Source organism: Streptomyces sp. M92, from assembly GCF_028473745.1.
GTDB lineage: Bacteria > Actinomycetota > Actinomycetes > Streptomycetales > Streptomycetaceae > Streptomyces.
Map to the genome: position 1 here is coordinate 5,899,326 of NZ_CP101137.1, position 17,878 is coordinate 5,917,203.

The 17,878-nt window shown below is 72.2% G+C and carries 21 protein-coding genes; 8 read left to right on the top strand and 13 right to left on the bottom strand.

The genetic code is table 11. The annotated features are described in order from the left end of the window. Positions 1–43: 43 nt before the first annotated feature. Positions 44–475: an ASCH domain-containing protein gene (locus M6G08_RS26860; protein ID WP_272589698.1), complete on the bottom strand. Its 432-nt coding sequence runs from the start codon at positions 473–475 to the stop codon at positions 44–46. A gap of 383 nt (positions 476–858) precedes the next feature. Here M6G08_RS26860 and M6G08_RS26865 point away from each other — a divergent pair, with 383 nt between their 5' ends. Then, positions 859–1,578 carry a VOC family protein gene (locus M6G08_RS26865; protein WP_272589699.1) on the top strand — a complete coding sequence of 240 codons (720 nt, stop codon included), beginning with the start codon at positions 859–861 and terminating at the stop codon, positions 1,576–1,578. A gap of 14 nt (positions 1,579–1,592) precedes the next feature. Here the strand turns inward: M6G08_RS26865 and M6G08_RS26870 are convergent, their stop codons facing one another. Further along, the gene (locus M6G08_RS26870) at positions 1,593–1,982 is read right to left on the bottom strand and encodes a thiol-disulfide oxidoreductase DCC family protein (RefSeq protein ID WP_272589700.1); all 390 of its coding nucleotides are present in this window, start codon (positions 1,980–1,982) and stop codon (positions 1,593–1,595) included. A 275-nt stretch (positions 1,983–2,257) separates the two neighbouring features. Beyond that, positions 2,258–3,580, bottom strand: a complete 1,323-nt coding sequence (locus M6G08_RS26880) for an NAD(P)-binding domain-containing protein (protein WP_272589701.1) — start codon at positions 3,578–3,580, stop codon at positions 2,258–2,260. Positions 3,581–3,710: 130 nt separating this feature from the next. Between M6G08_RS26880 and M6G08_RS26885 the strand changes: the two genes are divergently transcribed. Beyond that, a complete protein-coding gene (locus M6G08_RS26885) occupies positions 3,711–4,085 on the top strand; it encodes an ArsR/SmtB family transcription factor (RefSeq protein ID WP_272589702.1) in 375 nt (124 codons plus the stop codon). Positions 4,086–4,140: 55 nt separating this feature from the next. On the opposite strand, the gene M6G08_RS26890 is transcribed toward M6G08_RS26885, so the two are convergent. From M6G08_RS26890 to M6G08_RS26900, 3 genes are read right to left on the bottom strand one after another with little or no spacing between them, the layout of a single operon-like run. Beyond that, positions 4,141–5,226 carry an ArsO family NAD(P)H-dependent flavin-containing monooxygenase gene (locus tag M6G08_RS26890; protein WP_272589703.1) on the bottom strand — a complete coding sequence of 362 codons (1,086 nt, stop codon included), beginning with the start codon at positions 5,224–5,226 and terminating at the stop codon, positions 4,141–4,143. After that, positions 5,223–6,332 carry an ACR3 family arsenite efflux transporter gene (gene arsB / locus M6G08_RS26895; RefSeq protein WP_272589704.1) on the bottom strand — a complete coding sequence of 370 codons (1,110 nt, stop codon included), beginning with the start codon at positions 6,330–6,332 and terminating at the stop codon, positions 5,223–5,225. Before arsB ends, M6G08_RS26890 begins: the two co-directional genes overlap by 4 nt. Then, positions 6,329–6,637: an ArsR/SmtB family transcription factor gene (locus tag M6G08_RS26900; RefSeq protein WP_272589705.1), complete on the bottom strand. Its 309-nt coding sequence runs from the start codon at positions 6,635–6,637 to the stop codon at positions 6,329–6,331. Before M6G08_RS26900 ends, arsB begins: the two co-directional genes overlap by 4 nt. 95 nt (positions 6,638–6,732) lie before the next feature. Here M6G08_RS26900 and M6G08_RS26905 point away from each other — a divergent pair, with 95 nt between their 5' ends. Next, on the top strand, positions 6,733–7,146 hold the full coding sequence (locus tag M6G08_RS26905) for an arsenate reductase ArsC (protein ID WP_272591440.1): 414 nt from the start codon (positions 6,733–6,735) through the stop codon (positions 7,144–7,146). Between the two features lie 89 nt (positions 7,147–7,235). Here M6G08_RS26905 and M6G08_RS26910 read toward each other — a convergent pair whose 3' ends face one another. Then, positions 7,236–8,333 (bottom strand): Lrp/AsnC family transcriptional regulator, encoded by a 1,098-nt coding sequence (locus tag M6G08_RS26910; protein WP_272589706.1) that lies wholly within the window; start codon positions 8,331–8,333, stop codon positions 7,236–7,238. A gap of 148 nt (positions 8,334–8,481) precedes the next feature. On the opposite strand from M6G08_RS26910, the gene M6G08_RS26915 reads away from it, so the two are divergent. The 3 genes from M6G08_RS26915 to M6G08_RS26925 are packed head-to-tail and all read left to right on the top strand — an operon-like array spanning position 8,482 to position 12,249. Beyond that, complete coding sequence (locus M6G08_RS26915; protein ID WP_272589707.1) at positions 8,482–9,744, top strand: MFS transporter; 1,263 nt, start codon at positions 8,482–8,484, stop codon at positions 9,742–9,744. Continuing rightward, a complete protein-coding gene (locus M6G08_RS26920) occupies positions 9,716–11,011 on the top strand; it encodes an amidohydrolase (protein WP_272589708.1) in 1,296 nt (431 codons plus the stop codon). Before M6G08_RS26915 ends, M6G08_RS26920 begins: the two co-directional genes overlap by 29 nt. After that, complete coding sequence (locus tag M6G08_RS26925) at positions 11,008–12,249, top strand: hypothetical protein (RefSeq protein WP_272589709.1); 1,242 nt, start codon at positions 11,008–11,010, stop codon at positions 12,247–12,249. Before M6G08_RS26920 ends, M6G08_RS26925 begins: the two co-directional genes overlap by 4 nt. Positions 12,250–12,313: 64 nt before the next feature. On the opposite strand, the gene M6G08_RS26930 is transcribed toward M6G08_RS26925, so the two are convergent. The 3 genes from M6G08_RS26930 to M6G08_RS26940 form a co-directional block, all read right to left on the bottom strand. After that, a complete protein-coding gene (locus M6G08_RS26930) occupies positions 12,314–12,844 on the bottom strand; it encodes a hypothetical protein (RefSeq protein ID WP_272589710.1) in 531 nt (176 codons plus the stop codon). A 119-nt stretch (positions 12,845–12,963) separates the two neighbouring features. Further along, the gene (locus M6G08_RS26935) at positions 12,964–13,404 is read right to left on the bottom strand and encodes an OsmC family protein (RefSeq protein ID WP_272589711.1); all 441 of its coding nucleotides are present in this window, start codon (positions 13,402–13,404) and stop codon (positions 12,964–12,966) included. After that, the gene (locus M6G08_RS26940; RefSeq protein ID WP_272589712.1) at positions 13,401–14,039 is read right to left on the bottom strand and encodes a hypothetical protein; all 639 of its coding nucleotides are present in this window, start codon (positions 14,037–14,039) and stop codon (positions 13,401–13,403) included. Before M6G08_RS26940 ends, M6G08_RS26935 begins: the two co-directional genes overlap by 4 nt. 324 nt (positions 14,040–14,363) lie before the next feature. On the opposite strand from M6G08_RS26940, the gene M6G08_RS26945 reads away from it, so the two are divergent. Beyond that, positions 14,364–15,206, top strand: coding sequence for an alpha/beta hydrolase (locus M6G08_RS26945; protein WP_272589713.1), 843 nt, complete (start codon positions 14,364–14,366; stop codon positions 15,204–15,206). Positions 15,207–15,239: 33 nt separating this feature from the next. Next, positions 15,240–15,686 (top strand): TIGR03618 family F420-dependent PPOX class oxidoreductase, encoded by a 447-nt coding sequence (locus M6G08_RS26950; protein WP_272589714.1) that lies wholly within the window; start codon positions 15,240–15,242, stop codon positions 15,684–15,686. Between the two features lie 26 nt (positions 15,687–15,712). On the opposite strand, the gene M6G08_RS26955 is transcribed toward M6G08_RS26950, so the two are convergent. From M6G08_RS26955 to M6G08_RS26965, 3 genes are all read right to left on the bottom strand, one after another. Further along, the gene (locus tag M6G08_RS26955) at positions 15,713–16,384 is read right to left on the bottom strand and encodes an enoyl-CoA hydratase-related protein (RefSeq protein ID WP_272589715.1); all 672 of its coding nucleotides are present in this window, start codon (positions 16,382–16,384) and stop codon (positions 15,713–15,715) included. An 83-nt stretch (positions 16,385–16,467) separates the two neighbouring features. Beyond that, positions 16,468–16,884, bottom strand: a complete 417-nt coding sequence (locus tag M6G08_RS26960; protein ID WP_272589716.1) for an STAS domain-containing protein — start codon at positions 16,882–16,884, stop codon at positions 16,468–16,470. A gap of 83 nt (positions 16,885–16,967) precedes the next feature. Next, entirely contained in the window at positions 16,968–17,726 is a 759-nt protein-coding gene (locus tag M6G08_RS26965; RefSeq protein WP_272589717.1) for an IclR family transcriptional regulator, read from the bottom strand. Between the last annotated feature and the right edge of the window lie 152 nt (positions 17,727–17,878).

A 17,878-nucleotide genomic window follows, 5' to 3' on the forward strand; every position in this document is an offset into this window, starting at 1 on the left:
CCGGCAGCCAATCAGCAGGCTCAGCAGCGGGCAAGAGCCGCCGTCACGGTCGCCGAACGGACCCTTGCTGCCTCTGCCGCCCGCGAGCGGACGAGTCCGAGGGAGGCGGGACCAGCCGGAATCGCAGGCACACCAGTGGCGTGTCGTCATCCACCGGGGTGCCGATGCCCTCCCAGAAGCGCATGTGTCCGGCCCGCCATTCGTCCAGCGACCGGTCGCCCTCTCCTTCGGCGGTGGCGTGTTCCCACGTGACACCGCCGAAGGCAGCCAGCTCGACGCCGGTGATCTCGATCGTGGCGACGCGGTCTCCGTCGTTCCCGGCAAGCGCCAGGCGCTCACCTTCGAACTCCAGGCCCTCCGTCTCCTCGACGTACTCGGCCAGCAGCCCGGTGGTGGCGGTCTTCTTCCCGGCCAGGACGAGGCCATTGAGCCGCTCCCGCATCTCACCTGCCGTACCGAGCTCCAGTGCCCGCATGCCGTTGATCCGTGGCCACACGGTCCTACCTCCCCTTCCGGCACCACCCCGCGCCGATCGTCACACCCGTACAAACCTCGACGACGATAGCTCTCGTCCTCCACGACCAGAACCTCGGTGCCGGTTGGCGGACGGCGTCGGACGCCGGCGTGGCGGGGGCGGTCTCCGCGGGAGCCGGTGAGGCGTGCGGAAGCGCCGGGGCCGTCGGCCCTTGCGCGTACGCCCTCCCCGGCCCCGACTCCCCCCGCGCGCGACCGCCGAATACCCGGCTGCGACCGGGCCCGGTCGGCCCATAGGATCCCCGCTCAAGGCGTCGCCACGGCGCCACGCCGACTTCTCGGCATTCGACGGGCCCGATCAAGGGACCAAGGGAGCGTAAGGCAATGAGCAGCCGACTCTTCGCAGTCTCCTTCGACGCGCACCAGCCCGAGGTCCTGGCGCGATTCTGGTCAGGTCTCCTCGGCTCGGAACGGGCCGGCGCCGCGCACGACGGCGTCGGCCTGCCGTCCGGGAACGCCGCCGGCTACCGGCTCCGATTCCGGCCCTCCCAGCGGCGCAAGGCCGCCCAGAACCGGATGCACTTCGACCTGACCAGCTCGTCCTCGGAGGAGCAGCAGCGGACCGTGGCCAGGGCACTCGGTCTCGGTGCCCGGCACGCCGACGTCGGTCAGGGTCCGGACGCCTCCCACGTGGTGCTCGCCGACCCCGAGGGCAACGAGTTCTGCGTCCTCGAACCGGGCAACGGCTTCCTCGCCGGCTGCGGCTTCCTCGGAGCGCTCGCCTGTGACGGTTCGCGGGCCGTGGGCTACTTCTGGAGCCGGGTGCTGGGCTGGCCGCTGGTGTGGGACCAGGACGAGGAGACCGCCATCCAGTCGCCCGACGGCGGTACGAAGATCACCTGGGGCGGCCCGCCGCTCATGCCGGACGCCGGCAAGGACCTGCGCTTCGACCTAGCGCTCGACGACGGTGGCCGAGCGGAGACAGAGGTCGAGCGTCTGCTCTCCCTCGGCGCCGAGCCTCTCGCCTCCGGCCACCGAAGCGACGGCGAGGTACTGCTGGCCGATCCGGACGGCAACGAGTTCCGGCTGCTGACACGCCGCTAACGCCCCCGCGGGGATCAGCTGCCTCGGGTTTCCGTTTCGGGCAGTGCGCAGGCCGGGGTTCCACCGGGCAGCCGGTGCCTGTTGTCGGCGATCAGCCGGTAGACGCCGGCCGCCGCCCAACGGGTGGGCGGCAGGGTGAGCAGCGCTCCGACGAGGCGCCATCCGCTGCCCGCGCTCATCAGGAGTTTCGCCACGGCCTGCGCACCGCCGTGGACAGTCCCCGCGGGTGTCACCCACAGCACCTCTCTGCGGGCCCGTTCCTGGCGCACGCTCAGTGCCGCGAGGTCGGCCCGCTGCCAGGGAGTGGTCTCGCAGCGTGGACGTACCTTCCGTTCGATGACGCGTACCGCCGCGGTACAGAAACCGCAGTCTCCGTCGAAGACAAGTACAGGCCGAGTGAGCATGCGTCCATCGTGCCCCAGGGGCGGTAGGAAGAGGGGACGACCACCACGCCCCCCCCGGATACCCTGACCCGCTGGGGTGTGTTCTCGCTGAACGCGCCTGTGAACGTTCGGTCCTGGAACCCGTCCGCCGGCTCGGCCTCGGTGAGCCGAGCACGGTATCCGGGCTTTTCACGCCCGACGGCGTGTGGGAGTGGCCGCGCGATCAGCGGCGGGCCCAAGGCCGTGAGGCTCTGACCGGTGAGCGGCCCTCAGCCCCTGCCGGGCGCCCTGGACGGTCACGAACCGCAGCAGCCGCCGTCCCCGTCAGACTGCTGGGCGTCAGGGGTGTCGAACAGGCCCGAGCCGCCGCAGACTCCCGTCTCGGGGAGGGTGAGTTCGACACGGTCGGCGGAGTCGAGGTCGCCGGTGATCGCGGCGGCGACGGAACGGACCTGCTCGTAGCCGGTCATGGCGAGGAAGGTCGGGGCGCGGCCGTAGGACTTCATCCCGACCAGGTACACGCCCTGTTCGGGGTGGGAGAGCTCGCGGTGGCCGTGCGGGTAGACAGTGCCGCAGGAGTGCTGGTTGGGGTCGATCAGCGGTGCGAGCGCGACCGGCGCCCGGAGCCGAGCGTCGAGACCGAGGCGCAGCTCGTCGACGAAGGACAGGTCGGGGCGGAAGCCGGTCAGGACGAGCACCTCGTCGACCGCGTCCAGGCGGCGCCCGTCCTCGCCGACGAGGATCAGACGTCCGTCGGCGTCACGCTCGATCGCCTCGGTACGGAACCCGGTGACCGCGTCGACGTGGCCCTCGTCGACTGCGGCCTTCGCCGCCAGACCCAGCGCACCGCGTGCCGGAAGCTGGTCGGCTTCTCCGCCGCCGAAGGTGGAGCCGGAGATGCCGCGGCGCAGGATCCACACCCCCTTCGTCCCCTCGCCGTCGCCGGACCTGGCGAGGTCGGCGAGGTGGGCGAGAGCGGTGAACGCCGAGGCACCGGAGCCGATCACGGCGGTGCGCCTGCCCGTGTACCGGGCGCGGACGGCGGGGTCCTCGAGGTCCGGGACCCGGTAGCCGATCCGGTCGGCAGCGGCCTTCTCACCGAGTGCGGGCAGACCGCTGCCGCCTGCCGGGGACGGAGTGGCCCAGGTCCCTGAGGCGTCGATGACCGCGCGGGCGAGGATTCGCTCCTCACGACCGTCGGCACGGTTGACGTGCACGACGAACGGCTGCCGCTCCCGCTCGGCGTCGACGATCCGGTCCCGCCCGGACCGGGAGACGCCTGTGACGGTCACCCCCAGCCGGACGCGGTCACCGAGGACGTCGGCGAGCGGCTGCAGGTAGTGGTCGGCCCAGTCACCGCCAAAGGGGTACGTGGCCGGGTCGGGCCGCGTCCAGCCGGTGGGGGCGAGGAGCTTCTCGGCGGCCGGATCGACCACCTCGCCCCAGGTGGAGAACAGGCGCACATGGGACCACTCACGCACCGCTGCGCCGGCGGTCGGGCCGGCTTCCAGGACCAGGGGCTCGCTGCCCTGGTCGATCAGATGGACGGCAGCGGCCAGGCCGACGGGTCCGGCCCCGATCACGACAACGGGCAGTTCGGTGGTGGCGGGCGCGTTCACGACGACTCCTTGTGTGTTTCGACGCCTGTCGATGGCTTGCAGGACTCAGCATGGCACCTGCATTGATGGACGTCAACATAGACAACTATCGAAGTTGGGGTCCTGGTTCGACGTGTGTCAACATAGGCGTATGTCGAACGCGAAGGTGCTGCCACTGCTCGAGCCCGCCGACGGCCAGGGTGTGGTGCCGTGCTGTCCGCCGCTGACCGAGCGCCCGATGACCGCCGACGAGGCCGAGACCGCGGCACGGATGTTCAAGGCACTCGGGGACCCGGTCCGGCTGCGGCTGTTCTCCGCGGTGGCCTCGCACGAGGGCGGGGAGGCGTGCGTGTGCGACATCTCCGACGTCGGCGTCTCCCAGCCCACCGTCTCCCACCACCTGAAGAAGCTGAAGGAGGCCGGGCTGCTCACCTCCGAGCGGCGCGGCACCTGGGTCTACTACCGGGTCGAGCCGTCCGTGCTCGCGGCGATGGGCAAGCTGCTCGCGCTGCCGGCCACCCCCTGACACGAAGCGGGAAGAAGCGCCGGGCGCGGTCCGGTCGCGACGTCCGCGCGCCGCGTCAGTCGCTCAGCAGGAGCGCGATGTCCCGGGCGGCGTCGCGGGCGGCACGGCCCACGCCGATGAGCGTGGCCGATGCCGGGCCGGTCCAGTCGCCGTAGCCGAGCAGGTGCAGCCGCGGTTCGCCGAGGGCGCGTGTGCCGGCGGTGGCGATGTGCCCGCGCGGGCCGCGGAGGTCGAGGGGGGCGAGGTGGGCCAGGGCCGGGCGGAAGCCGGTGCACCAGACGATCGCGTCGGCGCAGGTGTGGCCGCCGTCGGCCCACCGGGCGCCGGTAGCGGTGAGCCGCGTGAACATCGGTTTCGCGGACAGGCGTCCGGCGTCGCGGGCGGCGCGCACCGGGGGTACGGCGACGATGTCGCCGAGCGAGGCCACGCCGCCGGTGTCACCGCGGCCTTGCTCGAGGGCGCGGCGGCGGGCGGTGGCTACGTCGAACAGGGCCCGGCCGTCGATGTCGTCCGGCAGGAAGCGTGGCGGCCTCCTGGTCACCCACGTCACCTGGACGCCGCCGTCCAGGGCGAGGTCGGCCGCGATCTGGGCGCCGGAGTTGCCGCCGCCGACCACGATGACGCTCCGCCGGGCCGAGCGGTCCCCCGGTATGGCGAAGTCGGCCGGGCAGCGGTAGCTGACGGTGTGCAGCTGCCGGCCGGTGAAGCGGCCGCGACCGGGGACGGCGGGGACGAAGGGCCGTGACCAGGTGCCGGTGGCACTGATGACCGCCCTCGCCCGCCAGGTTCCGGTGTCCGTCTCGACCACGAGGCCGTCGCCGTCACGGCATACGGCGTCGACGCGGGTGCCGTGCTGGACGGGCAGGTCGTAGCGCTTCTCGTAGTCGCTGAGGTAGGCCACCACGTGCCCGGCGCCCGGGTAGGTCCCGCAGGGCCGGGCGGGCATGAGCCGGCCGGGCAGGGAGGAGTGTTCCGCCGGGGAGAACAGGCGCAGGGAGTCCCACATGTACCGCCATGACCCGCCCGGCTCCGGGTCGGCGTCCAGGACGGCGAAGTCGAGGCCCTGGCGGCGCAGGTGGTAGCCGGCGGCGAGCCCTGCCTGGCCGCCGCCGACCACCACCACGTCGGTGTGCCGGGTCACGGGGCCGTCGTCACCGCGCCGGGGGCGAACTTCCCGCGCCAGGCGAGCGCGACGTGGACCAGGCCGATCAGCACCGGGACCTCGATCAGCGGGCCGACGACGCCGGACAGTGCCTGGCCGGAGGTGACGCCGAAGGTGGCGATGGCTACCGCGATGGCCAGCTCGAAGTTGTTGCCCGCCGCCGTGAACGCCAGGGTCGTGGTGCGGTCGTAGGCCAGGCCGAGGCCCTTCCCGAGGAGGAAGGTGCCGAAGAACATGACCGCGAAGTACACGAGCAGCGGCAGCGCGATCCGGGCGACGTCCAGCGGCTGGGAGGTGATGGTCCTGCCCTGCAGGGCGAAGAGGACGACGATCGTGAACAGCAGCCCGTACAGCGCCCACGGTCCGATCTTCGGCAGGAACTTCGTCTCGTAGGCGGTGCGGCCCATCCGCCGCTCGCCGACGCGGCGGGTGAGGAAGCCGGCGAGCAGCGGGACGCCGAGGAAGATGACGACGTTCAGCGCGATCTGCCACACGGACACGTCCAGGCCCTGGCCGTCACCGAGGTTCATCCAGCGCGGCAGCAGGTCGAGGTAGAACCAGCCCAGCAGGCCGAACGCGAGAACCTGGAACATGGAGTTCAGCGCGACCAGGACGGCAGCGGCCTCGCGGTCGCCGCAGGCGAGGTCGTTCCAGATGATGACCATGGCGATGCAGCGGGCGAGGCCGACGATGATCAGGCCGGTGCGGTACTCGGGCAGGTCCGGCAGGAAGGTCCACGCCAGCGCGAACATCACCGCGGGCCCGGCGATCCAGTTGATGACCAGCGAGGAGATCATCAGCCTCTTGTCGCCGGTGACGCGGTCGAGCCGGTCGTAGCGGACCTTGGCCAGGACCGGGTACATCATGACCAGCAGGCCGAGCGCGATCGGCAGGGAGATGCCGCCGACCTCGGTCTTCGCGAGCGCGTCGTCCATCCCCGGAACCAGCCTGCCCACGCCGAGACCGACGGCCATGGCCAGCAGGATCCACACCGCGAGACAGCGGTCGAGCGTGGAGAGCTTCTTGACGGTCGAGTCGTCGCCGCCCTCGGTCTGCGCGGAGGTGGCGGGCTTGGTGGAGGTCACGGGCAGGCCCTCTTGTTCTCGGCGGCGGTGCGGGCGGAGGCGGCCAGTCCGGCGAACTGCTCGGACAGGCCTGCCAGGACCTCCGGCTTGAGCTTGTAGTAGGTGAAGCGGCCGCACGGCTCGGTCTCCACGATCCCGGCCTCGCGCAGCACCTTCATGTGGTTGGACAGGTTGGTCTGCCTGGCTCCGGTCTCCTCGACCAGATGCGTCGTGCAGAGCGTCTCCCGCGCCAGGAGGGTCACGATCTGCAGGCGGAGCGGATCGCCCAGCACCCGGATCACATCAGGATCGACTGAAGTCAGCATGCGCTGATACTGTCACATCACCGTCCGCTGATACCAGCGGGGGCTGAAGTCAACGGCGGCCGGATTCCGCCGTGCGACAGGAGAGAACGATCACCATGGCCGACAAGCCGTCCGTCCTGTTCGTCTGCGTCCACAACGCCGGCCGCTCCCAGATGGCCGCGGCCTGGCTCACCCAGCTGGCCGGAGACCGCGTCGAGGTCCGCTCCGCCGGCTCCGCCCCGGGCTCCGAGGTCAACCCGGCCGCCGTCGAGGCCATGGCCGAGGTGGGCATCGACATCTCCCGCAAGACGCCGAAGCTCCTCACCCTCGACGCGGTCCGCGAGTCGGACGTCTGCATCACCATGGGCTGCGGCGACACCTGCCCCGTCTTCCCCGGCAAGCGCTACCTGGACTGGGAGCTGGCGGACCCGGCGGGCCAGGGCGTAGAGGCGGTGCGCCCGATCCGCGATGAGATCAAGACGCTGGTCGAGGGACTGATCGCTGAGATCACCGCCGGGAAGACGCCCTGAGCGCGAGGCGCGACGCCGTCGTCACCGGCACCGTTCTCGCGGTGGACGGAGGGTACCTCGCGGCGTGAGCGGGGAGGGGCGGGCGCCGCTCAGGCCTCCTCGGCCCCGCGGTCGGTCGCGGGCGGGCAGGCCGCCGCCGTGATCGGTACATGGGCGCCGCCCCGCCCTTCGCCGTCCAGCAGCCGGCCCATGCGTTTGGCGGTGTGGAGGGTGATGCCGCGTTCGCTGACCCGCAGTTCCGGGTGGCGGCGCAGGATGCGCTCCTCCAGGGCCGCGCAGTCGCCGGGGGCCCGCAGCCACACCGACAGCAGCACGTTGTCGCGGCCCGTGACGGACGCGCACAGCCGGGTCTCGGGCAGCCCGGCCAACGCCTTCGCGACGGCGTCCGCGCCGGGGCCGGGCACCGTGATCCGGAAGGTCGCGATGACGGGCCAGCCCGCCAGCCGCTGGGTCAGGTCGCACCGGAAGTAGACCTCGCCCCCCGTGATCATCCGCCGCAGCCGCCGCCGTACCGTCGTCTCGCTGAGTCCGCACTCACGCGCCAGTTCGGCGTATCCGCGACGCGCGTCGGCGCCGAGGGCGACGAGGAGCCTGCGGTCGCTCTCGTAGGGACCGGTGCCCGGCCTCGGGCGGCCGTGGCTCTGGCCGCGCAGATCCGCGCGCTGCCGCTCGTTGAGCGTGTGCACCAGCCATCCGCTGCCCTCCCGGTGGACCGCGGTGCAGATGCTCAGCCGTACCGATCGCACCGCGCTCAGGCCGCCCAGCCGCCGGGTCACGAAGTCGTCGAGGGAGCGCAGGTCGCGGGCGGCGACTCCCAGGAACAACTGGTGGTCCCCCGTGGTGCGTTCGAGGCTGAACACCGGCCCCCAGGAACGCAGGCGCGCGGTCAGGGACTCCACCGCCGCCGCCTCGCAGGCGACGTCCACGTATCCGACCACCGAGGCGTGCCGCGCGGGATAGGCCGTGATCCAGGCCGCACCGCTGTCGGAGAGGCGGCGCCATCGGCGGGCCGCGGTGGTGGCGTCGATGCCGATGACTGCGGCTATCCGGGACCAGGGGGCGCGCGGGTCCAGCTGGAGGGCCTCGACCAGCGCCAGGTCGGTCTCGCTCAGTTCGGTGCTGTCGTGCGCGAGGCCGGTGGCGGCGGGCGTGGCGGTCGGCGGGAGGACGGTGTCGGTGGGCTGCACGCCCTCATCCTGTCAGCGCCGGAGGGCAGTGGCGGCGGTTTCCTGCGGTTTGCGAGAACCCGTGCTGGATTCCTGCGATCTGGAGGCGCTGAACGACGGGCAGTGCAGGGTTTCCGCCAAGCGTCGGCTCGCCAGCGGGAGGACACCCGTGCACCGAACCACCCGTACCACCGCGGTCCTGCTCTTCGTCGCCTGGGCCGTGGACTACATAGACCGACAGGTCATCAACCTGGCCCTGCCGTCGATCGGTGACACCTTCGGCCTGTCCCACGGCCAGCGGGGCATGATCCTCTCCGCGTTCTTCGTCACGTACGCGCTGACGCAGATTCCCGCAGGCCTGATCGCGGGCCGTTTCGGCGGGGTGCGGGTGATGTGCGTGGCGCTCGCCCTGTGGTCCTTGTTCACCGGGCTCACGGCCGTCGCCTGGTCCTTCGCCGCCCTGCTGGTCTTCCGCTGCCTGTTCGGGGTGGCCCAGGGACTGTTCCCGGCTGCCGCGCTGGAAGCGCTCAGCCGCCGCAGCGTTCCCGAGCAGCGGCTCACGGCCAACGGCTGGGTGCAGAGTTCCAACGCGGTCGGTGGTCTGCTGGCCGCCGTGCTGGGCGGGCTGCTGCTGGCGCACTGGGACTGGCGGGTGATGTTCGTCGCCGTCTCCGTGCTGGGACTCGGGGTCGTGGTCGCGATCCGGCGCTGGATGCCTGCCCCGCTTCCGGCCGAACGGACCGGTCCCGTCCTGCGGCGCGGCGGCAAGGGCGCCTCCGCCCTGCTGCGCTCCCCGGTCGTCTGGGGCTTCGCGGTGATGTTCTTCGCGTACGACACCGTGGTGTGGGGCCTCAACAGCTGGAGCGCCTCCTATCTGATCGAGGAGCGCGGTCTGCGGGTGAGCGACGCCGGGCTCGTGTCCCTGGCTCCGACGCTCTGCGCGGCGGTCGCCGCCGTCGTCGGCGGGCGGCTGTCCGACCGGTTCGAGGGCCGGCCCCGCCGCATCGTCGTCCCGGCCATGTCCGCCGCCGCCGCTCTGCTCGTCGTACTGCCGCTCACCACCTCGCTGGGCGGGTTCGTGGTGGTGGGCACGCTCATCAGCGCGGTGATCGGCCTGTGCTACATGCCCTGCTTCTCGGTGCCCCTGCGCAGTCTTCCCCCGGACCTGGCGGGTGCCGCGTCGGGCGTCATCCTCTTCGGCGGGCAGCTCTCCGGGATCGTGGTGCCCACCCTGTTCGGCCATGTGGTCGACGTCTGGTCCTACCGGGTCGCCTTCTGGTCGCTGGCCCTCGGGCCGGTTCTCGCGATCACGGCCGTGCTCTGCCTGCCCCAGACCTCCCACCGTTTCCTGGCGCGTCTTCGCGCCGTCGTCGGCGACATCCGTACGAAGGAGGACGACAGCGATGCGTCCACAGCTTCCCGCTCCGCCTGACACCGGCCTGGCCACCGGCCTGGCGGCTCACCTCCCGCACTGGGAGGAGGTCTACCGCGAGCTGCACGCCCACCCCGAACTCGCCTTCGAGGAACACCGCACCGCGGCCGCCGTCGTGCGCGAGTTGTCCCGCCTCGCCGGCTGGGACGTGACGGGCCAGGTCGGCGGCACCGGTGTGGTGGCCGTGCTGCGCAACGGCGACGGGCCGGTGGTGTGGCTCAGGGCGGACATGGACGCCCTGCCCGTGCACGAGGCGACCGATCTGCCCTACGCCTCCAGGGCGGCGGGCGTCATGCACGCCTGCGGTCACGACGTCCACGTGGCCGCCCTGCTGGGCGCCTGCCGGCAGCTGGCCGCGCATCCCGAGACCTGGCAGGGGACCGTGGTCGCCCTCTTCCAGCCCGCGGAAGAGGTGGGCCGCGGGGCCCGGGCGATGCTCGACGACGGAGTCCTCGACCGGTTCCCCCGCCCCGAGGTGGTCCTCGGCCAGCACGTGGGTCCACTGCCCGCGGGGCTGGTGATCACCAGACCGGGCACCGTCATGGCCGCGGCGGACAGTGTCCGTGTCACCCTGCACGGCGCGGGAGCCCACGCCTCCACACCCCACCTCGCCGTCGACCCCGTGGTGATGGCGGCCGCCGTGGTCATGCGGCTGCAGACGCTCTCGGCCCGGTTCGCGCCGCTGGCTCCGTCTCCCCTCCTCACCGTCGGGGCCGTGCACGCCGGCACCGTCCCGAACGTCATCCCGCACACAGCGGAACTGCTCTGCAGCCTCCGGACCTTCGACGAGCGGACCCGCGAGGAGGCCCTCACCGGTCTGGGGCGCATCGTCCGCGCGGAGGCACAGGCACAGGACGCCCCCGCGCCGCCGGACATCCAGACGTACGACTCCTTTCCCCTGACGGTCAACGACGCGGACGCCACCGAACGCGTCCTGAAGGCCCTGGAGTCCGCAGGCACGCTGGGTCACGTCCTGCCCGCTCCCCTCTCGGCCAGCGAGGACTTCGGCCGCTTCGCGACGGCCGCCGGCTGCCCGTCGGTCCTCTACCACTTCGGCGGCGCCGACCCCGCCGGCTTCGACGCCGGGGCCGTCGCCGCCCTGGAACGCGGAGCGCTCCCGCCGGGCACGGTCATGAACCACTCCCCCCACTACGCACCCTCCGCACCCCACGCCGTGGCCGCCGGGGTCCGCCATCTCCTCACCGCCGCCGGGGCGTGGCTGAGTGCGCCCGCGACCGACGACTCTCCCGGAAGGACCGCCCCATGACGCACTGGAAGTCCCTCGTCCTCGCCACCGCCCTCGCCCTGTCGACGGCCGCACCCGCCACCGCGGCGCAGACCGGCGGCCCCGGACGCGCCAAGCCCGCGGCGCCCGCCGTACCCGACTGCGCCTGGCACCCGCTGGGCTACCGGACGTCGAACGTGGCGTACCCGGACACCAACTCCCAGTACTGGCTGCTGCACTACACCGTGCAGGAGGGTCTCACCGTCGAGCTCGACGGCCGTTATCCCGACGCCCGCTACGCCTCGTTCGCCTCCTACGACGCCTCCCGCGACAGCTTCGCCGGTCCCGACGGCGCCCCCTCCGTCCTGACCGACCACCGGATCGCTCCGGACCGGGGCAGTCACAATCCCTACCGGGAGCACAGCCGCCCCGGGAGCAAGTTCACGGTCTCGGTCACCGACCGGGCCGCAGGCCGGCGCAACACCCTGCCGCTCGCTCCCGCCGGAACACCGGAGGGCGCCGAGGGGACGGTGATCTACCGCGTCTACCTGCCGCACGGCGAGATCCGGCTGCCGAAGGTCTCCTTCCTCCGTGACGGCCACCGGGTCCGCGTCCCGGCCTGCGACGACGCCCTGGCCTCCGGGGCCGGCCGCGGGCCCGTGCCGCCCTCCCCCACCGCCGGCGAGCCGACCCGGCCGGCCTTCGCCCGGCTGGGCGGCTCCGGGCTGTACCCGAATCCCGACAACGCGTACGTGGCCACCGGCTTCGACGCCCCGCCTCCCGGACAGGTCCTCGTCGTGCGCGGCAAGGCGCCCGCGGGGACCACCGGCGACCGGGCGCGGCCCTGGCCCGACCCGAAGGCCCAGGTGCGGTACTGGTCGATGTGCGACAACCTGTGGTGGGGTCCCGGCGAGGTCGTCGCCAACCCCTTGCCCGACGGCACGGTGGACACCGGCTGCCGCACGGACTCCGACACCCGTCTCGCCGCCGACGGCACGTACACGTACGTCGTCGGCAGGGAGGAACAGCGGGCGGCCGTCGAGAGCGTTCCGGGTGTCACCTTCCTGCCGCTGTCCGCGGCGACACCGAACGACAAGCACCTGCTGATCCTCCGGAACATGCTGGCCGACCCTGACTTCGCCGAGGCGATCCAGCGGGTCCCGGTCGGCAGCGGACCGGCCCGCACCGCCGAGGTGATGGGCGACCACTACCCGAGGACGGCCTACTGCGACCTCACCTCACTGACCGCCTCCGGCCCGGACGCCTGCCCGGTCGTCTGACCGGTCGTCCGACCGGTCGTCCGACCGCGAGTACCCCGGTCGCCTCCCGTGCCGGGCCCGGCGGTCAGTTGAAGATGTCCAGGAGGTCCAGCCCGGAGCCGGCGTCGGCGACGGGGCGGGCGCGCACGGGGCGCGGCTCCGGTGCAGGTCTCCGCTGCGGCCCTCGCGCGGACGATGTCGGGGCCGCCGCACGCATCGACCGCGAAGGCACCGAACACCTCGGCGAAGGCGGCCGGGTCGCGCAGCTCCACGCCGAACGCCCTGCCGTCCCGCAGGGGGACCCAGACCACCCGGTCGAACCGGGCCCATTCCCGCACCGGCTGGTCGTCCGCCGTGGACCGCCCCGCATCCACAGCCGCGCCACGTGCGGCGGATTCACCTTCTCCATCGGCAGCCGCTCGCGCCGCACCCGCAGTTCACGCGCCGTCAGCTCGACACGCTGGTCCTTCCCCGGGTACCAGACGACGCCGATCCCGAACGGCACCCACAGCAGGATCCCGATCAGCGGCAGGACCAGAGCGTCGCCCCACGACCGCAGCAGCCGGCCGTCCAGCAGGTACAGCGCCCCGAAGACCACTGCCGACTTCGCGGTCATCGCCAGAACCCGCTGCCTTGCCGGTACAGGATCCGTCGCTTCCCGTCATCGCCATGCGCGCACGCCGTCCGCCGTACCGCGGCTCACCGGCGGCGCCGTCCGTCTCCGTGGCCCGGGCGTCAGACGTCGTTGACCGTCGTGGTCACGGGTGTGCCGATCTCGACGGTCCTGCTCACGGTGCAGAGCCGGTCGTGGGACGCCTTCACCGCGCGGGGCAGGATCGCGCGGGCGCGCTCCGCTCCCTCGTCCTCCGGGAAAGCCACGGTGAAGGTGACCGCTAGGTTCGTCATGCGGTTGCCCAGGTCGTCGCTGACCTTGTCCCCGGTGACCGTCACCGAGAACCGGGTGGGCTCCGCGTGACGGCCGGTGGCGACGTCGACGTCCACAGCCGAGCAGCCGCCGATCGCGGCCAGGAACAACTCGACCGGGGTGAATCCGGTGTTCTCGCCGCTGTCCGAGGACGTACCGAAACTGATCGATCCGCCGCGGGCGTTGGTCGCCAGGAACTGGCCGCTGCTGGTGCGTTCGACGACGACGGAACGCTCCGAGTGTTCGCTCATGTCATCGACATTAGCCGCATCCGTGCCCGGGGCCACCGAGACTCGTACGGCCGGGGAGCGGGGACCGCTGTGGCCAGTCGCACCCGGCTCTCGGCTCTTTCCCGGTTGGCCCGCCCCTGGACGACGAGCCCGGTCACCTCCTGTTCGCAAGGGAGAGCTGGTCGCCGTGGCCGGGACGGCCGCGGCGGTGCGTGGTGCCGACGGCGCGGCGGCGCGGCAGCCGGTGACACCGGGCGACGTCCCAGCGCGCCCGGTATCTGGTACTGCTCGATCACCGCGTGGATCGTGTCCACGGCCGTCTGCCGCCGCCCGGCCCCGTCCTGCTCCGCCGGCTTCCGGGTCGGGCAGGAGGTCCCGCCGAGCCGGGCCGCCAGCGCCCCGTAGGAGGGCCGCGCGGGCGGCGGGCGCGTCGCGCCGGCGGTTCCCGCGTCGAAGTCCGCGACGATCCGGTGGGCCCGCTCCGCCCGGCCGCCGCCGCACAGGGCCTCGACGGCGGTGGGGGCGACCTCGGTGGACGATACCCGGCCGCCGGTCCGTTCCAGGTGCCGCAGGGCGCCCTCGACGGCGTCGCAGGCCTGCCCGGGCCGCCGCCCGGTACAGCCGGGCCAGTTCCGCGAGCGGCAGCGGTGCGCCACGGCGCCGCAGCACGCGTGCGGCCTGCAGGCTCAGCCACGCCGACCCCGGCACTTCGTCCAGCATGGCCCAGCAGGGCCTCCGCCGCGCCCGGGAAACCGCCCGTCCGCACATACCTTCCGCGGCGAACTGCGGGTGGAGCCGATCGCCCCCGACGGCACCACCCATCGGCTCAAGGACTACGACAGCTCCGACAGTTCCGACGACGTGCGGGCCGCGCCGAGGGACTGGGGTGAACAGGTTGCACCAACGATCTTGGGCTACGTAGGCTCCATGGCGTGTCGGGCAGCTGTTCGCCGCCCACGGGGGCAGAGAGTGAGTAGACCATGCAGCCGACGTTCGTACTGGTACACGGAGCCTTCGCGAACTCCTTCTCCTTCGCTCCGCTCCAGGCCGAACTCGGCCTGCTGGGGCACCGCTCGGTCGCCGTCGACCTCCCCGGGCACGGTTTCGCGGCGACCTACTCGCACGCCTACCAGGCACCGCAGGACCTCGAAGGCCTCGCCACCGCGCCGGGCTCCATCAAGGGCGTCACGCTGGCAGACAACGCCGCGCACCTCATCGGCGTCCTGGAGCGGGCCAAGGGCAACGGGCCGGTGATCCTCGTCGCGCACAGCCGGGGCGGGGTCACGGCCACCGCCGCGGCCAACGCGCGACCGGACCTCATCGACCGCATCGTCTACGTCTCCGCCTGGTGCCCGGTCGACCTCACCGTCGGCGACTACTACGCCGAACCGGAGATGGCCTCGGTCGACGCCGCCTCGCTGGGCCTGGCGATGGCCGGGAACCCGGCCGAACTCGGTCTGCTGCGCGTCAACTTCCGCACCGCCGACCGCGACGCCCTCGCGGCGCTCCGGGCCGCCTTCCTGGCCGACGGCACGGAGGAGGAGTTCCTGACCTTCCTCAACACCTTCCAGCCGGACGAGAACCTCGACGCCGGTACCAGTGCCGACCGCGCGCAGGCGTCGACCTGGGGCCGCGTCCCGAAGACCTTCGTGCGCCTCGCCGACGACGCGAGCATGCCCCTCGCCATGCAGGACCGCCTGATCCGCGAGGGCAACGCGCTGACCCCGGACAACCCGTACGACGTCCGCACCCTCGCCGGCAGCCACCTGAAGTGGCTCGTCGACCCGGCACCGGCGGCCCGCGTCCTGGGGGGACTCGCCTGAAGCGGGACCCTCGGTGATGGGTAGCCTCCCGGGATGACCGCAACGTTCGACCATGCCGTCCGTGCCCGGCTGCGGGCTCCCAACGTCTGGTACGTCGGTACCGTGTTCGCCGACGGAGCGCCGCAGGTCAGCCCGATGTGGGTGGACCTGGAGGGAGAGGGTGAGCTGACGTTCAACACGTCGGTGGGCCGGGTGAAGGAGGAGAACCTGCGCCGCGACCCCCGCGTCTACCTCTCGCACGCGGACGCCGCCGATCCCTTCGACCGCGTACAGATCAGTGGGGTGGTGGCCCGTTTCATCGAGGGTCAGGAGGCACACGACCGGATGGACCGGCTGGCCCGCAAGTACCTGGGCAGCGAACGGTTCGAGTGGACCATGCCCGGGGAACGACGGGTCGCGGTGATCGTGCGTCCGGTCAAGGTCCGGCACATCGTCGGAGTGGAGCGGTTCCGGCCCGGCGGTCCCGTTCCCGCTCCCTGACGGGCCGCCGGCCGGAGGCGGCACGCTCAGCCGAGCGGATCGGTGGTGTCGCGCAGGGTGGCCAGCACCGGTGCGTACATGCGGGCCTTGATGGTGCCGAGCGTGTCACCGGCCTTGTTCACCTGCGCCTGGGCGATCTCGATCGCGGTCGAACGCACGGCGTCCTCACCGGCCGCCTGGTCGACGATGCCGACGGCGGCGGCGTCGGTGCCGCCGTAGCGGCGGGCGGTGAGCATGGCCTCGTGGGCGGTCTGCGGCGCCAGCCGGGACTGGACGAGCGCGGCCATGCCGGGGGTGAAGGGGATGTTGATGTCCGCTTCGGGCAGGCACCAGTAGCCGCGGTCGGCGCGCATCACGCGGAAGTCGTGGGCGAGGGAGAGCATCGCGCCCGCGGCGAAGGTGTGCCCCTGCAGCGCGGCCACCGTGACGACCGGCAGGGACAGCATCCGCGCGAACAGTTCATGGACGGAGACGACGTAGTCCTGGTGCTGGTCGGCGTGGGCGAACAGCCAGTCCAGGTCGAGCCCGTTGGACCAGAACTTTCCGGTGGCGGCGGAGACCAGGGCGCGGGGACCTTCCGCCTTCTCCACTTCGTCGAGGGCGGCGCCGACCGCGGTGAGCCATTCAGGGTGGAAGCGGTTCTCCCCGTCGCCGAGGTCGAGGACGAAGACGTTCCCGTGGCGGTCGAGCGCGGGCATGGTGACTCCTTCTTGCCGGGCGGCCAGGGCCGCATGCTACTTGCCAGTAACTTATGAGTCGTGGCACAGCACGCGCAAGAAGGTCACCGCTGGCGCCGGCGTCGCACGTGCGGCCAGTCGGCGAGCTCATCGGCGCCGGGGGGCTGGGCGGCGGCCTGCTCGACGGAGTCGTGGAACGCGTAGACGGGGCGCAGGCCACCGAGCGAGAAGACGCGCAGCAGACCCGGGTCGGCGCACGCGATCCGCAGCGAGCCGTGACGGCTCTGGATGTGCTTGGTGACGGCGACGATCATGCCGAGCCCCGTCGAGTCCAGGAAGGGTGCGCCGCACAGGTCCAGTACGAAGTGGCGGTGGCCGTCGGCGAGGAGCCCGTCCACCGCGGCACGGACGAGGGGAGCGAAGGCGATGTCGATCTCGCCGTCGGCCTCGACGACCGTCCAGCCGTTCGTCACGCGCCAGCCGACCGATTCCTGCTGCCTCGCCATGCCCTGATCACGCACGCCCGTGCTCCCTCAGCCTCGCCTGTTCCGACCGACAAGACCAGGAAACGCGCTATGCGCCATACATCACAAGAGTCCCGATTTCAGATGGTGAGCGAGAGCCTTGTGGACACTCGCTCCGCGGTGGCCACCAGCGTCTCCACCGCGCCTTCCAAGCTGGAGGTGCGGCCGGCGCCCAGCGAGATCCCGAGCGAACCGATGGTGTCGCCGTTCCGCACGGGGACCGCGACGCACGCGGTGCCGAGGGAGTACTCCTCGATGTCGGTGACCGCGGGGCCGTCGGACATGAGGTCGAGGCGTCGTAGCAGTTCAGCGCGGTGAGTGATGGTGCGCGGAGTGAGATCGTGGAGCTTGTGGCGGGAGAGGTAGTCGGCGCGGGCCTCACCGTCGAGGTCGCGCAGCACGCACTTGCCGAGGGCCGTGGCGTGCCCCGCCTCCTCGAAGCCGACCCAGAGATCGACGCGGGGCGCCTTCGGCCCGTCCACGATCTCCGCGACCCTGATCTCGCCTTCCTCGTAGAAGGTCAGATAGGCCGCGGCCGACAGGCCGTCCCTGAGCTCCGTGAGTGTCGGACGGACCCTGCTGAGCGCCGCCTGATCACGGCTCCCTCCGTGCAGCGCGTCCAGCTTCTCCCCGAGGACGAACGTGCCGTCCTCGAGTTTGCGCACGTAGCCGTCGTGCACCATCGTGCGCAACAGGTGATAGGTGGTGGCCAGCGCCAGCCCCGTCTCACGTGCCAGCTGTTTTGCCGGTACGCCGCCCTCGTGCGCACCCACGGCCTCCATCAGCCGGAAGGCTCGCTGCACCGACGAGATGAGTGTCGGGCCGTCCTTGCCGCCCATGCCTCCACCATGCTTCGCACAGACAAGCCCTGGCAAGTCGGACTCGGCCGCCGAGCCCGCTGAGCTCCGGCGAGTCCTACTTGACGCACCGCACCCTCCCCCGCGGGGCGGAGGAGGTCCGCCGCGGCGGACGACGCACCGCTGCCACGTCC